This window comes from Salinicola halophyticus (genome assembly GCF_003206695.1).
Taxonomy (GTDB): Bacteria; Pseudomonadota; Gammaproteobacteria; order Pseudomonadales; family Halomonadaceae; genus Salinicola; species Salinicola halophyticus.
Genome location: NZ_PZJN01000004.1, coordinates 17122 through 34130, shown reverse-complemented (window position 1 = coordinate 34130; position 17009 = coordinate 17122). Strand labels below are relative to the sequence as shown.

At 63.8% G+C, this 17009-nt stretch carries 14 protein-coding genes and 1 riboswitch; of the genes, 3 read left to right on the top strand and 11 right to left on the bottom strand.

Features of this window, described 5'->3' with window-relative positions; translation table 11 throughout:
* Positions 1-42: 42 nt before the first annotated feature.
* The 3 genes from DOM58_RS05410 to DOM58_RS05400 all read right to left on the bottom strand — a co-directional run bounded on the left by DOM58_RS05410 (position 43) and on the right by DOM58_RS05400 (position 3216).
* Positions 43-351: a winged helix-turn-helix domain-containing protein gene (locus tag DOM58_RS05410; protein WP_110692093.1), complete on the bottom strand. Its 309-nt coding sequence runs from the start codon at positions 349-351 to the stop codon at positions 43-45.
* 90 nt (positions 352-441) lie between these two features.
* Positions 442-1431: an SDR family NAD(P)-dependent oxidoreductase gene (locus DOM58_RS05405; RefSeq protein ID WP_110692092.1), complete on the bottom strand. Its 990-nt coding sequence runs from the start codon at positions 1429-1431 to the stop codon at positions 442-444.
* 120 nt (positions 1432-1551) lie between these two features.
* The gene (locus DOM58_RS05400) at positions 1552-3216 is read right to left on the bottom strand and encodes an ArnT family glycosyltransferase (RefSeq protein ID WP_157957498.1); all 1665 of its coding nucleotides are present in this window, start codon (positions 3214-3216) and stop codon (positions 1552-1554) included.
* Positions 3217-3443: 227 nt separating this feature from the next.
* Between DOM58_RS05400 and DOM58_RS05395 the strand changes: the two genes are divergently transcribed.
* Positions 3444-4106, top strand: coding sequence for a response regulator (locus DOM58_RS05395; protein ID WP_110692090.1), 663 nt, complete (start codon positions 3444-3446; stop codon positions 4104-4106).
* Positions 4103-5503 carry an ATP-binding protein gene (locus DOM58_RS05390; protein ID WP_110692089.1) on the top strand — a complete coding sequence of 467 codons (1401 nt, stop codon included), beginning with the start codon at positions 4103-4105 and terminating at the stop codon, positions 5501-5503. Before DOM58_RS05395 ends, DOM58_RS05390 begins: the two co-directional genes overlap by 4 nt.
* Positions 5504-5581: 78 nt before the next feature.
* On the opposite strand, the gene DOM58_RS05385 is transcribed toward DOM58_RS05390, so the two are convergent.
* From DOM58_RS05385 to DOM58_RS05370, 4 genes are all read right to left on the bottom strand, one after another.
* Positions 5582-7387, bottom strand: coding sequence for an ArnT family glycosyltransferase (locus DOM58_RS05385; RefSeq protein WP_245392165.1), 1806 nt, complete (start codon positions 7385-7387; stop codon positions 5582-5584).
* Positions 7388-7404: 17 nt separating this feature from the next.
* Positions 7405-7716 (bottom strand): lipid-A-disaccharide synthase N-terminal domain-containing protein, encoded by a 312-nt coding sequence (locus tag DOM58_RS05380; protein WP_110692088.1) that lies wholly within the window; start codon positions 7714-7716, stop codon positions 7405-7407.
* Positions 7713-8528: a glycosyltransferase gene (locus tag DOM58_RS05375; protein ID WP_110692087.1), complete on the bottom strand. Its 816-nt coding sequence runs from the start codon at positions 8526-8528 to the stop codon at positions 7713-7715. The genes DOM58_RS05380 and DOM58_RS05375 overlap by 4 nt, the downstream gene beginning before the upstream one ends.
* 213 nt (positions 8529-8741) lie before the next feature.
* Positions 8742-9818 carry a PA0069 family radical SAM protein gene (locus DOM58_RS05370; RefSeq protein WP_110692086.1) on the bottom strand — a complete coding sequence of 359 codons (1077 nt, stop codon included), beginning with the start codon at positions 9816-9818 and terminating at the stop codon, positions 8742-8744.
* A gap of 194 nt (positions 9819-10012) precedes the next feature.
* On the opposite strand from DOM58_RS05370, the gene DOM58_RS05365 reads away from it, so the two are divergent.
* On the top strand, positions 10013-11809 hold the full coding sequence (locus tag DOM58_RS05365) for a sensor domain-containing phosphodiesterase (RefSeq protein ID WP_110692085.1): 1797 nt from the start codon (positions 10013-10015) through the stop codon (positions 11807-11809).
* 89 nt (positions 11810-11898) lie between these two features.
* On the opposite strand, the gene DOM58_RS05360 is transcribed toward DOM58_RS05365, so the two are convergent.
* The 4 genes from DOM58_RS05360 to DOM58_RS05345 form a co-directional block, all read right to left on the bottom strand.
* A complete protein-coding gene (locus DOM58_RS05360; protein ID WP_110692084.1) occupies positions 11899-13761 on the bottom strand; it encodes a TonB-dependent receptor domain-containing protein in 1863 nt (620 codons plus the stop codon).
* Positions 13762-13884: 123 nt separating this feature from the next.
* Positions 13885-14131, bottom strand: a riboswitch (cobalamin riboswitch).
* A gap of 110 nt (positions 14132-14241) precedes the next feature.
* Positions 14242-15111: an OmpA family protein gene (locus DOM58_RS05355; RefSeq protein WP_110692083.1), complete on the bottom strand. Its 870-nt coding sequence runs from the start codon at positions 15109-15111 to the stop codon at positions 14242-14244.
* Positions 15108-15938: a motility protein A gene (locus DOM58_RS05350; protein WP_110692082.1), complete on the bottom strand. Its 831-nt coding sequence runs from the start codon at positions 15936-15938 to the stop codon at positions 15108-15110. Before DOM58_RS05350 ends, DOM58_RS05355 begins: the two co-directional genes overlap by 4 nt.
* Positions 15939-16022: 84 nt before the next feature.
* Positions 16023-16835 (bottom strand): glycerophosphodiester phosphodiesterase family protein, encoded by an 813-nt coding sequence (locus DOM58_RS05345; protein ID WP_110692081.1) that lies wholly within the window; start codon positions 16833-16835, stop codon positions 16023-16025.
* Positions 16836-17009: the final 174 nt, after the last annotated feature.

Below are 17009 nucleotides of genomic sequence, written 5' to 3'. Positions count from 1 at the left end.
GGCGACTCCGACTGATATTGAAGAACGCGACAGGCCGCGGGTTCAAGGGGTGGGAAGCGGGTAGCCCAGTGCGCTGGCAATTCCCTCGGCGTGGCTTTCTACCCATGCCGGCGATATCGGTCCCCAGTCGCGGATCACGTAGCGGCCGATATGGTGACGCTCGCCCGCGGTCTGTTCGAATTCACAGACGATGTCGAGTTCGGCCAGCGCGGTCAGCGTGTCCTGTGCGGTACGCCGGGGCATGCCGCTGATCTCGACGATGGCCGGCACGCTCTCTGCCAGGCCGGTATCGATCAGATGGGCCACGTAAAGGCGGCGGTAGAAACTGGTACGAGTCTTGCTAAGTGACATGGACGGGCTCGTGATTCGGGATGACATGGCCCGATGCTACGCCAACGCCTCCCGTTCGACGACCGTTGGCACCGTGCTGCAGTAGTCGAGTCAGGCAGCCATGGATTCCAGCAGCAGCTCGCGGTAGTCGAGCAGCCAATCCACGAAGCGATCGATGCCCCGCTCCAGCGAAACCTGAGGCGTGTAGTGGATGACCGATTGCAGCTTGCGGGTGTCCGCCCAGGTGCGCTCCATATCGCCCGGCTGCATCTGTCTGAAGTGCTTGGTGGCGGTGACGCCCAGGCGGGCTTCCAGCGTGGCGACGAAGTCGAGCAGGGCGATCGGCTTGCCGCGTCCCAGATTGTAGATGTCGTGAGGCGCGCTGCGCTCGGCGTCCACGGTGGGTGGATAAGGCAGCAACCGCACGATGCATTCGACGACGTCGTCGATGTAGGTGAAGTCCCTGGCCATGCGGCCATGGTTGAAAATATCGATCGGCTCGCCGCGTAGCAGGCTGGCGGCAAACAGGCATGGCGCCATGTCCGGGCGCCCCCAGGGGCCGTAAACCGTGAAGAAGCGCATGCCGGTCGAAGGCAGCCGGTGCAGGTCGGCGTAGCTGTAGGCCATCATTTCGTTGGCGCGTTTGGTCGCGGCGTAGATCGAAGCCGGCTGGTCCACCGGGTCGGATTCCCGAAACGGCAGGCTCTTCTGACGGCCATAGACCGAACTGGAAGAGGCGTAGAGCAGGTGCTCGACGGCATGACGCTTGCAGACGTCGAGCAGATTGAGAAAGCCGGTCAGGTTGCTGTGGCCGTATTCGTGTGGGTGCTCGACCGAATGGCGTACGCCGGCCTGGGCAGCAAGATTGACGACGTGAGTGAAACGTTCGCGGGCAAACAGCGCTTCCAGCGACGCCAGATCGGCGATATCGATGCGGTGGAACGGTACCCCGTGGAGCTGCTCCACCCGCGCCTGTTTCAGCGAGACGGCGTAGTAGTCGTTGAGATTGTCGAGCGCGACGACGCGATGGCCGTCGCTGGCGAGACGGCTGGCGAGGTGAAAGCCGATGAATCCGGCCGCGCCGGTGACGAGAATGTTCATGCGGGTTCCTGTTTGAAGATTCTATAGACCGATCGTTGTGAAAATCTATTGCCAAGGGTTCCAACAGGCTGCTGCCGTTCGTTCCGAAAAAGGCTGTTACCCGGCGTTCTGCAGTGGCTGTTACCGGTGGGGCGGGTGGGCATCAGCCGGGACCAGACGATTACATGAGGCCGTCAGCTCCCCGAACGTCAGCGCCGTCGCCGGAACGACGACCAGTTCCCCGCCGCGGTAGTCGAAGACATGGGCGAGGTTGGTGTTACCGATCGACGAGTGGAGATCGCGATCGCGGCCGATGACCCAGCCGCCGGGCATCCGGTGCCGGAAACGGCAGAGCGCCGCAGGGTCGTCGTCCAGCGTGAGAAGGGGCCGGGTCAGGTGGCCGGCGAACTGGAACGTGGCCTGATAGGCGTTACCGACGAAAGCGACGGGCACATTCTCGCGTTCCAGATGGGCCAGTAGCCGCCCCGGCGCGCCGACGTCGTAGCGACTCCACAGCGGTGCCAGCATCAGCTGAGTGGCGATCAGCACGGCAACACACGCGCCCAATGCGAGACGGCCAGCGGCCTGCGACGTCCCCGCCCAGCGCTGACGCCAGAAAACCGCGGCCCATGCGATCAGGGCGAGCGCGCCGAAAGGCGAAAGCGTGGCGCGAGTGAGGGTGCCGATGCCGAAGGCCATCAGAATCAGCGCGGTCACGCCGAGCAGGGCGATGGCCAACGGCACCGTCCGGGAACGCAGGGGCAAGCGTGTGCCGGGAGTGCCGGGAGTGCCGAGACGATCCATGATCAGCAGGGCCAGCGCCGGCAGCAGCGGCATCAGGTAGTGAATCTGCTTGCCGCTGATCAGCGAGAAGACCGCCAGCGGGCCGATCAGCCAGATCCAGGCAAGGCGCTGTTGGCGATGGCGCGGCAGACGCGGCCAGCATGGCGGCCATAGCGTCCAGGGGAACGCGAGCAGCGCGAGCCATGGCAGATACCACCAGGTCGGTCGAGCGTGTGCCATCGCCTGTTGCAGGCGGTCTACGCTCTGCCCCCAGAGCAGGTCCTGAGCGTAGTCGCGACCGCCCAGCCAGGCCGCGGGCAGGGCCCAGGCCAGCAGCATGGCGAGGCCCAAGGACAGGGCCACGACGAGATGGCGTCGCCCCATCGCACCCAGCGGTCGGGCTCGCCATAGCGGAAGCGTCAGTAGAATTGGCCCCAGCGTCACGAACACGGCCGGCCCCTTGGCGAGCAGTGCCAGGCCCAGCCACAGCCCGCTGATGATGGCCTTGCGTAACGTCAACTGGCCTGCGACCAATGGGGCGATCGCCCCCAGCAGACAAGCGCTGAGCAGGATGTCGAACATCAGCGCGCCGCTGTAGAGATTCCACATCAGCATTGCCATCAGCGCCATTGGCGCCAGTCTCGCCTGACTGCCGGGGTAACCCAGCCGGCGGGCGATGCGGTAGAGATGCGTCATCGCGATCAGCGACGCCAGCGGGGAGATCAGCTTCGGCCACCAGGCGTTGACCCCGAACAGCGACCACCCCGACTGGATCAGCCAGAACAGCAGCGGCGGCTTGTCGGCATAGGGCTCCCCGTTCATCAGCGGTAGCCACAGCGAATGGGCATGCCACATCTCCCAGGCGACCGAGACGTAGCGGGTTTCGTCGATCGGCATCAACGGCCGGGCCAGGGCGCTGACCAGTGCCATCGCCCACAGCAGGGCGATGACCACGGCCTCCCGGTGTCTGGACTCCCACTTCAGGAGCTGGAGAGAGTGCGATAATTGACGGGTAATGATCACGCGATCGACTTCCGGTGAAGCATGGAAGCGCCACTTTGCTGGCGTCGCCTTAACGAAACATTATGAAACCCGAACCCGCTCTGAGGCCGAACGCCTGATACGCCGGCCTGGGCCGCGAAGAGGCGAGAAAGCCTGCTAAGAAACCGTTAAGGTCGGTGTGTCTCAATGGCCCAGTCGGAATACAACCCTGTCGAGTTTCTCGATGGCCAAACGAAACGGATACGGCAATGCGCGTACTGTTGGTGGAAGACGACCCGCTACTGGGGGATGGCATCCGGACCGCGTTGATCCGGGAAGGTTACGTGGTCGACTGGCTCACCAGAGGACGGGACGCGCTGGAAGCGGTGCGTGTCGAACCTTTCTCGCTGGTCGTGCTGGATCTGGGACTGCCGGATATCGATGGGCTCGTGGTGCTCAAGGAGATACGTCGTCAGTATCCGCTGCCGGTGCTGATCCTGACCGCGCGGGATGCCGTCGAGCAGCGCATCATGGGGCTGGACGCAGGGGCCGACGACTACGTGCTCAAACCGTTCGATCTGCAGGAACTGCTGGCACGCATGCGCGTGGTGACACGTCGTGCCGAAGGCCGCTCGACCCAGTTGCTGTCGATCGGGCGGTTGACCATCGACGAAGCGCAGCATGAGGTCAGCTGGAAGGGAGAGCCGGTCCTGCTCGCGCGGCGCGAGTTTGCGCTGCTGCTCGAGCTGGCCCGCAACAGCGACAGGGTGATGTCGCGCCCCAAGCTGGAAAGTCTGCTGTATGGCTGGGGAGAGGAAGTCGGCTCCAACGCGCTCGAAGTGCACGTTCACCATCTACGGCGCAAGCTCGACAAGCATCTGATCACCACCGTACGCGGTATCGGTTATCGCCTGGACAGCCGAGCGGCATGACTTCGATTCGTCGCTATCTCAATGTCACGCTCGTCGGCGTGCTGCTGGTGGTCATGGGGCTGGCGGTCACCGCCGCCTACCTGATCACGCGCCACGAAATGGAAGAGATCTTCGATGCGCAGCTGAGCCTGCAGGCGCGTGTCGTCTCGGCGCTCGTCGATACCGAGACCACGCCACAGCGCTATGAGGCAATCGCCGAACAGCTCTCCCAGCCTGGCCATTTCGCCCGCTGGTACGGCCAAACCGGCAGCCTTCTCGACAAGATCGGCCATCCCAGACGCTACGTCCACGAAGAGGGGATGCTGTCGCTAGGCTTCTGGGATGCCGAGCAGCGCCCGATTTTAATGGGGCCCCGCTGGCATGGGGACGACGAGGCCTTCCCGGCGCCGCATGACGTCGGGTATCGCTGGCAGCGCTTCGACGGTCATCGCTGGCGGGTCTTCAGCATGCCGATCGAGGGCGGGCGCTGGCTGAGCGTGGGATTGCGGGAAGCGTTTCAGAACGAACTCTCCAACAAGGTCGCCATCGGCAATTTCGTGCCGCTGCTGCTGGCGCTGCCGATCCTTATCTGGCTGATTGCCCGGCTGATTCGGCGGGGGCTGAAGCCGATCGATCATCTATCACGACAGGTAGAGACTCGAGACGAGAAGGATCTGCGACCGATCGCTGTCGCCGTGCCTCGCGAGCTGCAGACCCTGCGCGGCGAGCTCAACGACTTCATTGCCCGGCTGGGTCAGACACTCGAGCGCGAGCGGCGTTTCACTGCCGATGCGGCACATGAACTGCGCACGCCGTTGGCGGCGATGAAGATCCATCTCGACAACGCCCGCTACGGCGAGCCCGGCGCGCTGGACAAGGCCTACAATGGCGTCGAGCGGCTGCAGCGGGTCGTCGAACAGCTGCTGCTGCTGGCGCGTCTCGAATTTCATCAGGAGCGCCCGGCGTCACAAACCACTTCACTACCCGCGCTGGTGATGGATCTGGCCGCCGATCTGTGGCCGCTGGCCGAATCCCGGCAGCAGACGCTGGAGATCGCCGAAAGCGATCCGGTCAGCGTGAGCGGCAACCTCACCGAGCTGGAGATCCTGGTCCGCAACCTGATGGACAACGCGCTGCGGTATACGCCCGAAGGCGGCGAAGTCGTGGTGGCCATGGGAATCGAGAACCGACACCCCTGGCTCACCATTGCCGATTCCGGCCCCGGAATCCCAGAGGCGCTGCTGGACGCGGTGACGCAGCGCTTTCAACGCGCTTCCGACCAGCGCATCAGCGGCAGCGGGTTGGGCCTTGCGATCGCCGTCGAGATTGCCCAGCGCCAGCAACTGACGATGACGCTCGCCAACCGCGAAGCAGGGGGGCTGGAAGTCCGCTTGGATTGGATGGAACCGGTAGCCTGATTCAATGGCTATCGGCAGCAGGCCGAGAGCCTCGGCTTTCCTCTGGGGATACAGTCCTCTGGGAATGCAGCCCATACCTCAGACCCGGGGTGCGCTCCCGGTCCTGTCCGGCAGCGTCGTCGGTGCCACGAACAGCGGCGCAGCCGTGTCGTCTCCTCGACACTGAACGGTCGCCGAGGCGGGAATCAACCACCAGTCGTCGCCATTCTGAATGCCCAGGTCGATAACTCGATCCGACTCGATACAGGCATAGTCCTCGGCCTGGCGTTTCATGGCGAACATCCAGCGGCCGTTCTCCTGCTGCAGCCAGGCGAAGGCGCGGCGGAACTGATCGCTCGCGGGTGTCTTGTCACCGAACTGGACGCTGGGCTGGCGCGACTGGAGCAGGAATTCTTCGTCGTAATCCGGCAGCGCCAGCCAGGCCTCGGCACCGGTGATCGTCTCGACCCGGGTCATCATGTCCCGCGGCGAACGGGCGTGATCCTGCAGTGCATAGCCCCAGGTCGACCAGCTGACCCAGAAGATCGCCAGCCAACCGGCCAGTGCCCACAGTCCGCGGCGCGGGCGCGCCCATGCCAGCAAGCCAACGGCAATGACACCGATGACAACCCACCATGCCCAGGGCGAAACGTCGTGGTGCGCGGCGGCCCGCGCGAGCGCCGGAACGCCGATGGCACCCAGAATACCGGCGATCAGCAAGAGACCGCCGAGTAACCCGAGCAGGCCGAATCCCAACCAGTGCAACCGTCTTCTACGGATCAGGCCGGGGAGCAACGGCGCCATCGCCATCACCAGTAGTGGCACGGTCGGCAGCATGTAGACGCCGCGCTTGCCGGGCGAGAGGGAGAAGAAGATAACGATCAGAATGGCCGAACTCAGCGGCAGCAGAATGCGCGAGTCGGACCGGCGCAGTCGTCGCCACCAGGCAGGAATCGCCCACGGAAACGCGAGAATCAGTGGCATCCATGCCCAGGGGAGCACCTCGGCGAGGTAGTAGTACCAGGGTTCGAGATGAGTCCAGGAGTCGGCGTAGCGCTGGCCGGTCTGCTTGAACAGGATATTGTCCCGATAGGCCGCCAGTGCCGGATCGTCTCCCCAGGTCGCCATCACGATCATCGGTACCGCCCAGGCGGCGACGCACAGCAGCATGACGGCGATGCCCAGGATGGCATCCTTTAGCGTGAGGCGTGTGATTCGGGGGCGAGCGTTGTCGCGAGAACGGCCGGAATAGCCCAGCCATAACCAGGCCGGTAGCAAGGTCAGCGGCAGGACGCCCACGCCCTTGGTGATGATGCCGAGCCCCATCGCCGCCCAGCCCAGCAGCCACCACCCCCTGGCAGGACCGAGCAGCGCGTGGCGCAACAAGCCATAGCTCGCGAGGGTGGTGAAGAACGTCAACAGCATGTCGATCTGTGCCGTCTTGGCCTGCAGTACGAACTGGAAGGCCGTCAGCAGGGCAAGGCCCGAGAGCAGCGCAACACGTCGGCCGTGAAGACGCCGGCAGAGATCGACGACCATTAGCAGGGTGCCGAGGCCAGCCAGCGTTGTGGGTATCAGAAAGCCCCAGCGCACGGAACCGGTGAGCCAGATGCTCAGTGCCGATGCCCACATGAACAGTGGCGGCTTGTCGGGGTAAAGTTCGCCACCGCGATGCGGGAACCAGAACTGCCCGGTGCGCAGCATTTCCAGCGCATTGAGCGCGAAACGTGGCTCGTCGGCCGGCCACGGATCGCGCAGGCCGATGCCGATGCCCAGCACCGCGACGGCCAGCAGCAGCAACAATAACCAGGTACGCCGGTATTGCGCCTGTGACGGATCGGTCCAGAAACGTCGCATGAACTGATGCATGGGCTGATGCATGAACTGACGCACGGGCTGACGCATGGAATGCAAAGTCTCGTTCAGGAGTTCGAAGAATTTTCCGGGGCAGCGCTTTTGGTGGAATCCGTCTGGTGTTTCTCGCGTCGAATCAGCACCAGATTGCGAACGTAGATGATCAAACCGGCGCCCTGGCCGGCAATGAACACCGGATCGCGACGATAGATGGCATAGGCGAGCAGCGTGGCACCGCCGGCCAGGCTGAAGAACCAGAAGGCGACCGGAATGATGCTGCGTCTGGCGCGTTCGCTGGCGAGCCACTGGATGATGAAACGTGCCGAAAACAGTGCCTGACCGACGAAGCCGATCGCGACCCACAGCCACTCCTGGTTCATGATGCCGGTGCCTCCCTGTTCGCGTCCGTTCGTTTCTCGTTCGTTTCAACCGCGGTTTCGGGGGGCTCGACGAGCGGCGCCGGCAATCGGCTACGTCGGCGTAGCCACATGACGCCGATCATGTCCACGATGCCCACCCACAGCCGATTGTTGAGACCGTAGTGCGACTCGCCCGTGCCGCGAGGGCGGTGATTGACTGGAACGGAGACGCAGGTGCCGCCCTGGGCACGAACCAGGGCCGGCAGGAATCGGTGCATATGGTCGAAATAGGGTAGCGAGACGAAGGCGTCGCGGCGGATCACCTTGAGGCCGCAGCCGGTATCCGGTGTCGCGTCATCGAGCAGCGCCGAGCGAACCCGGTTGGCAACCTTGGACGAAACGCGTTTGATCCAGTCGTCGCGGCGGTTGGTGCGGTGGCCGGCGACCAGCGTCACGTCGCCCTGTTGGGCGCGCGCGAGCAGGCTGGGTAGATCCGCCGGATCGTTCTGGCCGTCGCCGTCCAGCGTCGCCAGCCAGAGCCCGCGTGCCGTCCACGCTGCCTGCCAGACCGAGGTGCTCTGGCCGGCGCTTTGTGCATGCCGCACCGGGCGTAGGCGGGAATCCCGCGAAGCGCGCTGTGTCAGCATCTCCCAACTGCCATCCGTCGAGGCATCGTCGACCACGATCACCTCATGATCGATGTCTGCAAGCGCGAAATGGATCTCGTCGAGCAGAGCGGGGAGATTGCCGATTTCATCCTTGGCCGGTATCAACACCGACAGCAGGGGGGAAGGAGTGATCGAAGGGCTGGATGAAAGAGAGGGAGCGTGCATTGATGAAAATTTCCTGGCGATGGAGCAACTGTCTTTATGAACGTGTTGCTCGTGAAGCTCAAACCAGGCCTGGTCAGCCGGCGCGCGAAAAGCAGGCGTGGTACGTTGCTCATGGTCGCGGGCCAAGCTTAACGAAAGCTTAATGCAGGAAAAGGAGGCATGGCTCCTCGCAGCGACGATGCCAATCGGCAGGCATCGAGCGGTCGACGCTCCTCAACTGAATAGATCCTGTTGTGCGTGAGGCGGGCGAAACCGGGTGGTATCCAGGCCGATATCCGCGCGCCGTTCCAGTCCCAGACGAGACGCCGCACGTCGAAAACGCTGACCGATCATGTCCACGAACAGCCCCTCTCCACGCATGCGGTGGCCGAAGCGGCTGTCGTTGTCATGGCCGCCGCGGGACTGGCGGACCAGGCTCATCACCTTGCCGGCGCGCTCGGGGTAGTGCTCCTCGAGCCAGGCTTCGAATAGTGGCGCCACCTCTCGCGGCAGTCGCAACAGCGTCCAGCTGGCGGTCCGGGCGCCGGCCTCAGCCGCCCGCGCCAGCAGCGTCTCGATCTCGCAGTCGTTGATGGCGGGGATCACCGGCGCCACCAGCACGCCCACCGGGACCCCGGCTTCATGCAGCTCCCGGATGACCTTGAGGCGTGCCGCCGGGGAAGCGGTGCGCGGCTCTAGCGTGCGCTTCAGCTCGTTGTCGAGCGAGGTCAGGCTGACGAAGACACGGACCAGCCGCTCCCGGGCCATCTCGGCGAGTAGCTCCCGGTCGCGCAGAATCAGCGCGCTCTTGGTCACCAGCGTGACCGGATGGCGACACGCTAGCAGCAGTTCCAGCAACGAGCGCGTCGTGCCGTGCTGCGCCTCGATCGGCTGGTAGCAGTCGGTGTTGCCGGAGAGGTTGATCGGCCGGCAGACATAGCCGGGTTTGCACAGCTCCTCGCGCAGCCGATCCGCCATGCCGGTCTTGGCGATGAGCCGGGTCTCGAAATCGATACCCGGCGAGAGATCCCAGTAGGCGTGGCTGGGGCGGGCATAGCAGTAGATGCAGCCGTGCTCGCAGCCACGATAGGGGTTGAGCGAACGATCGAAACCCAGATCCGGCGAGTGGTTCCAGGAAAGCGCCGTGCGAGGCGCCTCGAGCTGAACCTGGGTGGCGATCCGAGGCGGCAGCTCCTCCTGCCACCAGCCGTCGTCTTCCACGGTGCTGTGCGTCGGCAGGAAACGGTTGTCGGGATTGTAGGTCGCGCCGCGGCCTTTCAGCGGGCCGGTGAATCGAGAGGGAGACGTCATTCCAGCGGCTCCTGCGGTGATTTGCGATGACTGTCTATATATACAGTATTTTGCGCCGATCGTGTCGTCACGGCAAGCCAGGCCGGCGCATTTCATGGGCGATCGCTGAAGAATCAGGCAATCTGGCCGATAGTTGTCCAAAGCCTTCTGACTAGGCGCTGAAAGCGTCCGGCAGATACAGAGGAAGCGTCGCAATGGTTAATGTCCCCGAGACTCAGGCGATCGAAGAGTACGAGCGCAGGCGACTCATGACGCTGCGCCAGCTCAACCTGCTCGATACCCCGCCCAGTGAGAGTTTCGACCGCATCACGCGCATCGCCAGCGAGCTTTTCGATTTACCTATCGCCGCCGTTTCGCTGACCGACGAGGATCGCCAGTGGTTCAAGTCTCGGGTGGGAATCGATCATTGCGAAATACCGCGTTTCAAGGCGTGCTGCGGCGAGGTGGCCGACACATCCCAGGTACTGGTGCTGCCGGATCTGCTCGAATCGCCGCACTACCGTAACAGCCCCCTGGCGCAATCGGGCATTCGCTTCTATGCGGGGGCGCCGCTGCAAACTTATGACGGCTATACCCTGGGCGCGATGTGCGTTCTGGGCCGCGAGCCGCGTAGCGTCACCGAGCATGAAATCCGGGTGCTTCAGGACCTGGCGGCGATGGTCATGGGCCAGATCGAGCTACAGCATGCTTTCGGCAGGGTCGATCCGCTCACCGGGCTCTCCAACGGCAGCAAATTCATCGAGGATCTCGAGGACCGGAGCCGGGATAACGCCGGCAGGAGCTGTTTCGCGCTTTACATCGAACTGATCGATATCGCCGAGATGCACTCGTTGCAGCGCGTTCTCGGTCTGGCCTGTCTCGACGAAGCGGCGCGTGAGGCGGCCATACGGCTGCAACTACGGCTGGGCACCGGCAAGGTGCTTTACCAGGTAGGCCTGGGGCAATATGTGCACATCCTGGAAAGCGCCGAGCGTTGCCCGGATGAGAGCGAAGCGCTGGATATGGCGTTGGATCTCAGGCAAGTGCTGTTGAGTATGCCGCTCGGCGATGCCGCGCCTTTCATGCTGCATCCGGTGGTGGGAGTGACGCCTTTCCGGCTGGGTGAAATCGCTCCCACCGATGTGCTGCGAACGGCTCAAAGTGCCTGTCAGTCCGCCCGCGACAGCGAAACCGGCGTCAGCCTGTTCTCGTCCGCTCTAGACGAGCAGGATATGCGCCGCTTTGCGCTGATCAGTGGCTTTCGCCATGCACTCGAGGACGCTGGGCAGCTGCAACTGCTCTATCAGCCGAGAGTGTCCCTGGTCTCGGACGAATGCGTGGGCGCAGAAGCGCTCATTCGTTGGCAGCATCCGACTCTGGGTCCGGTCGCCCCTGACGAATTTATCCCGCTGATCGAGCACACGCCCATGGCTCGGCTGTTGACCGACTGGGTGCTGCGCCATGCCGTCGATCAGGCTACCGTCTGGCACCGGCGCGGTCTGGGGTTGCGAATGTCCATCAATATCTCCGCAGCCAATCTTCTAGAGTCCGATTTCATTACTCGGCTCAAGTCGTATCTGACCGAGCAGGCGTTACCGGTGACGGCCCTCGAACTGGAGCTGACCGAGAGGGCGCTGATCGGCAATACCCGGGCCTCTACCGAAGCGCTCGACGCACTGGTCGAAGCCGGCATCAGAATCGCCATCGATGACTTCGGCACCGGCTATAGCAGCCTGGCCTACTTGCAGGAGGTGCCGGCCGACGTGGTGAAGATCGACCGTTCGTTCGTCGCCCAGATCGATCACGAAGCGCGCAGCCAGACCCTGGTCAAGGCGATGATCTCCATGGCTCACGACCTTGGCTATCATGTGGTGGCCGAGGGCGTGGAGACGGAAAAAAGCTACCGGTTGCTACAGGCGCTGGGGTGCGACGAAGCGCAAGGGTACTGGCTGGCCCGGCCACTGACCGTCGAAGCCTTCGATGACTGGCTGACGTCACATCGTGGTTTTTAGGCCGGCTTCCAACAAAAACCCCTCGCCACCGTTGGGGGCGAGGGATTGGCACTACCGATTTCCGGAAGAAGGATCTCAGCCTTTCCAGGTTAGAAACTGAGCTTCACGCCGCCCTCCAGGTAGCGATCCTGGGTGTTGTAGCCATCCACCAGCTGATAATCCTTGTCGAAGGCGTTCTCCAGCTTGGCCGAGAGTTCGACGGTCGGCGTGACCTGCCAGGCGGTACGCAGGTCGACCACGCCGTAGCCGGCGGTGGTGGTGTCGCCAAAGGTGACGGCATCGACATCGCGACGGTCGCCGGCGCTACGCAGTGTCGCTCCGAAGTTCCAGTTCTGGATCGCGTAATCGGCGTCTAGACGGCCGAAGGTCCGGGCACGTCTCTGTAGCCGCTCTCCGGTGTCCCGGTCCTCGGGATCCTGATAGGTCAGGCTGGCGCGCAGGGCGAGACCATCCTGATGCCAGCCGCCGCTCAACTCGACGCCGCGGATGCGTGACTCGTCCACGTTGTAGGGGATGTAGGTCAACGAATCGTAGCTGATCAGATCGTCGATTCGGCTCTCGAAGGCGGTGACTCGGGCGTCCCACGGGCCGCGATTCAGCGCCCAGAAGGCTTCCAGCGTCTTCGAGGTTTCGGCGTCGAGATCCGGGTTGGTGCCGTAGGGCCCGTAGAGGTCGATCAGGTTGGGCGCCTTGAACGCGGTGCCGTAGCTGACGCCGACACGCTGGAACTCGGTCAGGTGGTAGGCATAACCCAGATTGCCGGTGGTCTCGTCGCCGAAGCGCGAGTCGTCATCGTAGCGCAGCGATCCGGTCACTTCGTGGGCGCCGTACTGACGCTGAACCATGGCGTACAGGCCGTAGTTCTCGCGGCTGTCCTTCTGGTACTGCGAGCCGTAGGCGTAATCGTCGTAATCGAGCCGTTCTTCACGATAGTCGACGCCCAGTACATCGACGCCATGGCTACGGGTGAAGCGGTGCTGCAGGCCGAGTTCGTTGCGATGCGATTCGGTTCGGCTGTTGCGGGTGCCGGCGTAACGCTCCTGGCGTTGCTCGTCGAAATGCCCGGCGGTGAGAATCATGTCCCAGTCCGGTTCGAGCGCGACATCGAGCTGGCCACCGAAGGTCTGCAGATAACCCTTGGATCGGCAATCCTGGGAAGCGCCGAGCGCATTGGTCGGGTAACAGTCGTCGTAATCGGTATCGAAGTTCTGCCGCAGGGCATTGAAACTGAAGTCGACTCGATCGCTGAACCGGTGAGACAGGCCCAACTGGCCGCCGCTGCGCTCGAAGCCATCGCGCTCGCCGCTGGTATCGGCCGCGGTGGCGTTGAAGCCATCGCCGTCGCGGCGGAACAGGCTGGCGTTGAGGCGGGTATCGGCATCCCCGGTCGACACGAACAGATTCTGCTTGTTGGTGCTGTCTTCGCCGACCCTGAGATTCAGCGTTCCCCGAGTGCCCTCGCCACCGTGCCGGGTGAATATTTGGATCACTCCGCCGATGGCATCGGCACCATAGGCCGCGGCACGCGGGCCGCGCACGATCTCGATGCGCTCGATCGCCTCCGGTGGCAGAAATTCCAGGCTGGCACCGCCGCTGGAAGCCGAATTGACCCGCACGCCGTCGACCAGCACGACACTGTGATCGGATTCACTGCCGCGGATGAACAGGCTGGTGAGACTGCCCGGTGCGCCGGTCTGAGCAATTTCGATGCCGGCACGCGCCTGCAGCAGTTCGATCACGCTATCGGCCTGGCTGCGTTCGATCTCGGCGCGGTCGATGATGGTGGTACTCGCCAGCACGTCGGCCTGCGACTGTGGCAGGCGATTGGCGGTGACCTGTACGTTGTCGAGTTGCTGCTGTTCGTCGATTCGTTGCTGGGCCTGGGCCGATAGTGAAGTCATGGCCACGGCGAGCGCGACGCCCGAGGCGACGGCATTTTTATGGTAACGCATGCGATGTGATCCCCAACTGCGTACGGAACGAAGACGCAATGGGAGGACGACGTGACGAAGCCCGCCGCGGACAGTCAGAAAGTCCGGGCAGGGGTGCCGCCACTGGATGAGCCCTCCGCATCAACCAGTGAAGAGAAACGTGCCGGTCTCCGGACTCTCGCGCGATGACCTGAAGTCATCCGACACTCACGCCTTCCCATGCCGATGGACGTTCCCTTGATGCGTTGTCCATTCGATCACAGTGGCTGGATGGCCTGGCGGCACATCCGGTGGTGTCCAAGGAAAAGTAGGTTTCCTAACGCGATTACCGTTGCGGGGGCAGTTCAGGGCTTCCACCTGATTCCCGTGCACACGTCTCTCGACGCGCCGGATTGTCGCAGCTTCCTGTCGACAAGTGAATTCCGGCGCCCCGAGGTTCGGGAGCGCGCGCCGAGAGCGTGCACCGGGAGCGTGCGCCGAGAGCATGCGCCGAGTGTGTTCTCATGGCGTCGGTGAGTTCGGCTCCTGCAGTACCAACTCCACGCGGCGGTTGCTGGCACGGCCGGCGGGGGTGTGATTGCTGGCCAGCGGGTGGGTCGAGGCGTAACCGATCGCGCGCAGCCGCTCGCCGTCGATCCCGGCCATGCGCAGGACGCGAACCACCGCCGAGGCCCGCGCCGCCGACAGCTCCCAGTTGGAGGGAAAGCGCGATGTCGAGATCGGAACGCTGTCGGTATGTCCTTCGACCGAAATCGTGCCGTGGAAATCCTGCAGCATCGGAATCAGCCGTTCGACCAGCTCCCGCCCGTTGTCGCTCAGTCCGACGGCACTGCTGTCGAACAGCAGATGATCCTGTATACGCAGGTTGAGGCCGTGGGGGATCGCCGTCACCTCGACGCCCTCGATCTGCGGCAGGACGGGCACCGGTTGCGGATCGGGCAGATCGAACAGCGGCACGCTGAAAACCATCGGGGCTGTGGCCATGACTTGGTCGGGGAGCGCGTCAGACCCGGGTGAATAGAAGCCGATGTCGCTTGCGACCGGGGCCGGACTGAGCCGGCGCGGCGGGCGATAGAATTCGCCGAGGCTGAGCGCTGGCAAAGCGATGGGCGTTGCCGCCGCCGGTTTCACCGCCGGGACGTGCAGCGGCAGTGCGATGGCGACCGACGTATCGGCGCTGTCGCGACTGGCCAACTGTCCGCCATAGAGCGCCAGCATCAGCACGAAGAACGTGATCAGCAGCATGAGCATGTCGAGATAGCTCATCAGCCACGAATCGCTCTCGCTGCTCCGCCCGCTGTCATCGAAGGGGCCATCGTCGAACAGCAGGTCGGCGAAGGGGCCGCCGGGGGAGATAGCGGCCTGACTCATGCGGACTCGGCCGAGGCGTCGGCAGTCTGCGGACGAGGTGTATCGCGCATTTCATCACGCATTTCATCACGGTAGTCGGCACGATAGGTATTCAGGGCCTCCTCGATGAACGCCGGCAGCCGCCGCTTGCTGACCATCGCCACGCCTTCCAGAATCAGTGTCATCGCCATCAGTCGCGATTCGGTGCGGCGCTCGAGTTTGACCGCGATCGGCTTGAACAGCAGGTTGGCCAGCAGAATGCCGTAGAACGTCGACATCAGCGCCACCGCCAGACGTGGCCCGATCACCGCCAGATCGCCGGCCTGGATCACCTCGAGCATGTTGATCAGCCCGACCAGCGTGCCGAGCATGCCGAACGCCGGAGCGTAGACGGCCATGGTGCGCAAAATCTGCGCTTCGGTGCGCTCCTTGGCTTTGACCCGCACCATGCGCCAGCGCAACATCTCGCGGATCTCCTCCTCGCGAGTGTTACTGATCACCATCTGCATGCCGGTACGCAGAAACGGGTTGGTGGTGCTGTCCAGGGCGCCCTCGATAGCGCGGATATTGCCGCGACTCCAGTGGCGCGACATCTCGATCAACTGCTCGAGGTCGCTCTCCAGGTCGCTTGCCTGGGGCTCGCGCCGGAATACCACGGCGATCTGCCGGCACAGGCGCTGCATTTCCTGCAGCGGGTAGCTGATGAAACTCGCCGCCAGCGTCCCGGTCAGCACGATCGCCAGCCCCGGCAGATTGAAGAAGCTGCTGGGGGCCTGGGCGGTGAACAGCACGACGGTCGCCAGTAACAGAGCACTGGCGATGATGCCGATGAGCGTGGAAGGATTCATGAACGGCTCGCAACCTGGAAAACGGGCATGGTGCCCATCTTAAGCGCAGGCGCTTGCCGTCAAAGGCGCTAATTGACGCGTGTATCAGGCGCTTTTTGCACCCGACTGCCGCGCTGTCTCTTCGGCGTGGATGACGAAGCGGGTCGGATCATCGCTGATTACGCCGTCGACGCCCCAGTCCCAGAGCTTCTCGAAGGTGACCGGGTCGTTAGCGGTGTAGCAGAACAGCTTGATCTGCTCATCGGCAATCTCCAGGGCGTGCTTGATCTTCAGCTTGCGCCAGTCCAGATGCAGGCTGTAGGCGGAGAGCCGTTCGGTTTCCAGCCACCAGCGCTTGGGCGCCTTGTCGTCGAGGATGCCGAGACGCAGGCGGTCGGGGTCGGATTCCAGCGCTCGCGCAGCGGTCAAGGCATGACGATCGAATGACGAGACGATCAGCTTGTCGGCCGGCAGCGCCTCCAGCGTCGGCGGCAGCGCCGCCTGGACGAGTTCGATCGCATTGCGCCCCCGGGACACCTTGAGCTCCAGATTGAGGCCTATGCCGAGGCGCTGGATGAGCGTCAGCATCGACTCCAGCGTTGCCATGGCTTCACCTCGGTACTGAGGCCCGAACCAGCTACCGGCGTCCAGTTTGGCAGCGCTTTCGGCATCGAGCCTGAACAGCTTGCCACGGCCGTCGGAGCAGCGCTTGAGCCCGGCGTCGTGCCAGATCACCGGCGTGCCGTCGCCAAGCAGCTGAACGTCGAGCTCGACCCAGTCGCAGCCGGCGTCATAGGCGGCCTGAACCGCTGCCAGCGTATTCTCCGGGGCGCGCGCGGAAAGACCGCGGTGGGCGATATAGCGGGGCGTGGCGTTATCGACGTGGTCGGCGCTGGCGGCGGGGCGCGGCTGGGTCATGCGTTGGGGATCTCCGTCGAACGCCGGGGGCCGGCGTTCATGGCTGTCAGAATCGAGGGCGAACGCGAGTCGAGCGGTGGCTGTCGCCGTCCAGGCATTGACCTTCGTTCACCCTCTGCGCGGCGTCAAGCGGGATCATCGCCGAGCCGGGTTCGAGTCTCGTCACTGCCGGTG

Excerpts from the sequence above, each read along its gene's own strand:
- DOM58_RS05410 (WP_110692093.1), bottom strand. The coding sequence starts at position 351 with ATGTCACTTAGCAAGACTCGTACCAGTTTCTACCGCCGCCTTTACGTG.
- DOM58_RS05405 (WP_110692092.1), bottom strand. The coding sequence starts at position 1,431 with ATGAACATTCTCGTCACCGGCGCGGCCGGATTCATCGGCTTTCACCTC.
- DOM58_RS05395 (WP_110692090.1), top strand. The coding sequence starts at position 3,444 with ATGCGCGTACTGTTGGTGGAAGACGACCCGCTACTGGGGGATGGCATC.
- DOM58_RS05390 (WP_110692089.1), top strand. The coding sequence starts at position 4,103 with ATGACTTCGATTCGTCGCTATCTCAATGTCACGCTCGTCGGCGTGCTG.
- DOM58_RS05385 (WP_245392165.1), bottom strand. The coding sequence starts at position 7,387 with ATGCGTCAGCCCGTGCGTCAGTTCATGCATCAGCCCATGCATCAGTTC.
- DOM58_RS05380 (WP_110692088.1), bottom strand. The coding sequence starts at position 7,716 with ATGAACCAGGAGTGGCTGTGGGTCGCGATCGGCTTCGTCGGTCAGGCA.
- DOM58_RS05375 (WP_110692087.1), bottom strand. The coding sequence starts at position 8,528 with ATGCACGCTCCCTCTCTTTCATCCAGCCCTTCGATCACTCCTTCCCCC.
- DOM58_RS05370 (WP_110692086.1), bottom strand. The coding sequence starts at position 9,818 with ATGACGTCTCCCTCTCGATTCACCGGCCCGCTGAAAGGCCGCGGCGCG.
- DOM58_RS05365 (WP_110692085.1), top strand. The coding sequence starts at position 10,013 with ATGGTTAATGTCCCCGAGACTCAGGCGATCGAAGAGTACGAGCGCAGG.
- DOM58_RS05360 (WP_110692084.1), bottom strand. The coding sequence starts at position 13,761 with ATGCGTTACCATAAAAATGCCGTCGCCTCGGGCGTCGCGCTCGCCGTG.
- DOM58_RS05355 (WP_110692083.1), bottom strand. The coding sequence starts at position 15,111 with ATGAGTCAGGCCGCTATCTCCCCCGGCGGCCCCTTCGCCGACCTGCTG.
- DOM58_RS05350 (WP_110692082.1), bottom strand. The coding sequence starts at position 15,938 with ATGAATCCTTCCACGCTCATCGGCATCATCGCCAGTGCTCTGTTACTG.
- DOM58_RS05345 (WP_110692081.1), bottom strand. The coding sequence starts at position 16,835 with ATGACCCAGCCGCGCCCCGCCGCCAGCGCCGACCACGTCGATAACGCC.